This is a genomic window from Hymenobacter algoricola (assembly GCF_039539525.1).
GTDB lineage: Bacteria > Bacteroidota > Bacteroidia > Cytophagales > Hymenobacteraceae > Hymenobacter > Hymenobacter algoricola.
In genome coordinates, this window is the sequence record NZ_BAABDH010000070.1 from 1 (window position 1) to 2,970 (window position 2,970).

Below are 2,970 nucleotides of genomic sequence, written 5' to 3' on the forward strand. Positions count from 1 at the left end.
CGGAATTTAAGGGTCGAAATTTTGCTGCACTTATAGTAGCGGTTAGCAGGCTGCATAACAGTAAGTTACGCCCATTCTCTTGACTTCTGCTTCCTAAGCCCCAAAGCAATTACGGCAGTCTACTTATTGTGCTCAACTTGCGCAACCAATGTACTAATATTATTAGTATACTTGCTGCATCCGCTCTTGATTTGTGCAGCATGACATCCATTGAACTCATCGACGTAGGCACTCCTACCACCACTTTGTGGCTGCCGCTTTTTGCCTCTCTTGTACCGGCCGGCTTCCCTTCACCAGCTACAGATGAGCTGGAGGGGTTATTCGACCTTAACCGCCTCCTGTTCCGCCACCCTGAAGCCACTTACTTAGTGCGCGTGTCGGGCGAAAGCATGCAAGGGGCCGAAATCCACGCCGGCGACCTGCTAGCTGTCGACAAGCATCTGGAAGCCGACCACAATCACATTGTGGTAGCCCTGGTGGAAGGCAAATGCACCGTCAAACGGCTCGTGCGCCGGGGCCGCAGCTGGTGGCTGCAGGCCGAGAATCCCCAGTATGCCGACTACGAAATCATCGAACCCGAAAACCTGCGCATCTGGGGCGTCGTCACTCACGTCGTTCACGAGTTGATACCGGGCAAACTCACCGCGCTGCTGCGCAGCCGGGATTAACTGGTGAGGTGGTGAAATGGGAAGTTAACTGCTCTGTTTGCACCATTCGCTCCACTCGCGTAGTCCGCCCATCAACCTCACCATTTCACTATCTCGCCTCATGTACGGATTAGTCGACGGCAATAACTTCTACGTTAGCTGCGAGCGGGTTTTTCAACCTAGGCTCGAAGGCTGCCCGGTGGTGGTGCTGAGCAACAATGATGGGGCAGTAGTGAGCCGCTCGGCTGAGGCCAAGCAGCTCGGCATCCCCATGGGCGCGCCCTTCTTCAAGGTGCGCGAGCTGCTGCGCCGCCACCAGGGCCACGCCCTCAGCTCCAACTACGCCCTCTACGGCGACATGAGCCGCCGCGTCATGGCCCGCCTGGCGGCCCACGTACCCGGGGTAGAAGTGTACAGCATTGACGAGGCCTTCCTCGACCTGCACGGCCTCACTACCTGGTGCGGCACCCTCGACACCCGCGTCCAGTCCATCCGCCGCGACGTGCTGGCCTGCACCGGCATCCCCACCTGCGTGGGCGTGGCGCCCACCAAAACGCTGGCCAAGGTCGCCAACCGTCTGGCCAAGAAGCACCCCGAGCTGCAGGGCATCCTGCGCCTCGATACCGCCAGCCGGCGCGAGCGGGCTCTGCGCGCCCTGCCCGTTGCCGACGTGTGGGGTATCGGCTACCAATATGCCGGCAAGCTTGCCACCCAAGGCATCCGCACGGCCTGGGAGCTGAGCCAAGTGTCCGAGGCGTGGGCCCGTAAGCACCTCGGTGGGGTGATTGGCTGGCGGCTGGTGCAGGAACTGCTGGGCCAGCCCTGCCACGGCCTGCTGCCCTCCGAAGACAGTACCCCCTCCCGGCAAAGTATCAGCTGCTCCCGCTCCTTCGGTCAGCGTCTGGCCACCTTCGACGACCTGTGGGGCGCCGTCACGACCTACCTCAGCCGCGCCGCCGAGAAGCTGCGCGCCCACGGCGACCAAGCTCACATTCTCACCGTCTACATCAGCCAAGACCGCTATGACACCCGCGTGCAGCCGCCCTACACCCGCTCCACTACGCTCACGCTGCCCGCCGGCCCCACCAGCAACACCTTGCAGCTGCTGGCCTACGGCCGCCGCCTGCTGGAAAAGCTCTACGAGCCCGGCCGCCTCTATGCCAAGGCCGGCGTGGTGCTCGACGGCCTAGAGCCCCCCTGCCGGGGCCAGCAGCTCGACTTGTTCTCGCCGGTTTCGTCTACAGTCATTGCCCCCATATCCGATGATCGGGCCCGGAAGCTCATGCACAGCCTCGACGCACTCAACCGCCAGTTCGGCCGCGGCACCGTGCGTCCGGCCGCTACCGTAACTGCCGCCGGCCAGCCCGCCTCCTGGCAGGGAAAGGCCCAGCACAAAAGCCAGGCGTTTACTACCCGGCTGGAGGATTTGATGGTGGTCGATTAGCTTAGTGTATCGGCTTGTTTCGCCCGTACAAATCCCGCAGCTTTTCCTGCAGCTCAAACGAGGAAAGCTCCGTCAGGTCGTTGTAGGTGATTGTCCCCTCGAAGTACGCACGCTCCCGCAGGTGCTCCACGTAGGCGTTGTAGTAGCCGGCCTTCAGCGAGATATGAATGACTATCCTATCCAGCTCCAGCGCGTGGGTTATGCTGTCCACGTAGTAGCTGTACTCCCCGGTTTCGGCCCCGACCAGAGGCAGCTCCACCTGCTCATACAGCCGCGGCGTCACCGGCAGCCGGCACTGCACCTCCACGGTTTTGCGTTTACCGTGCAGGTACAGATGATGCACCACCTCCCGCACCTGCAGCACATTCGCCTCCGTGGCCAGCAGCGCTATCAGATCCGCGTAGCAGGTTTCCAGCCACCGCCGGAAGAGGGTCGGCTTCAGCCCCAGCTTTTCCTGCAGCTCCTTGGCCATCGGCACCTGCTCGCCCCCCACCCACGGCAGTAACTCCGTCACCAGCGGCGCGTATGGCTTGCCTTCCTGAACCAGCCGCCGCTGCAGCGCCGCCCGGCTTTTGGTCAGGTTGTACAGCATCTGCGAAGACTTGACAATCGGCTCGGGCAGTTTGATCGGTTTCTTTCTGGGCATGACTTGCAGGGTTTGTGTAAGGCCGCCGCTACTTCAAGAAAATTAAGCGCATTTCGGCCGTTCGCAATAGTGGTAGGTAGCTGTAATCTGCAAAATCTCTACCCTTGCTCCATCCCATTCTATAATCTCCTGGGGCTTAGGAAGCAGAAGTCAAGAGAATGGGCGTAACTTACTGTTATGCAGCCTGCTAACCGCTACTATAAGTGCAGCAAAATTTCGACCCTTAAATTCCG

The 2,970-nt window shown here is 60.6% G+C and carries 3 protein-coding genes; 2 read left to right on the top strand and 1 reads right to left on the bottom strand.

Annotated features, from left to right (window positions below; all coding sequences use genetic code 11):
- Positions 1-200: 200 nt before the first annotated feature.
- Both ABD842_RS13895 and ABD842_RS13900 read left to right on the top strand, forming a co-directional pair.
- Positions 201-668, top strand: coding sequence for a LexA family protein (locus ABD842_RS13895; RefSeq protein WP_345115009.1), 468 nt, complete (start codon positions 201-203; stop codon positions 666-668).
- 37 nt (positions 669-705) lie between these two features.
- Entirely contained in the window at positions 706-2,091 is a 1,386-nt protein-coding gene (locus tag ABD842_RS13900) for a Y-family DNA polymerase (protein ID WP_345115012.1), read from the top strand.
- 1 nt (position 2,092) lies between these two features.
- Here ABD842_RS13900 and ABD842_RS13905 read toward each other — a convergent pair whose 3' ends face one another.
- Complete coding sequence (locus ABD842_RS13905; RefSeq protein WP_345115015.1) at positions 2,093-2,737, bottom strand: hypothetical protein; 645 nt, start codon at positions 2,735-2,737, stop codon at positions 2,093-2,095.
- Positions 2,738-2,970 lie beyond the last annotated feature (233 nt).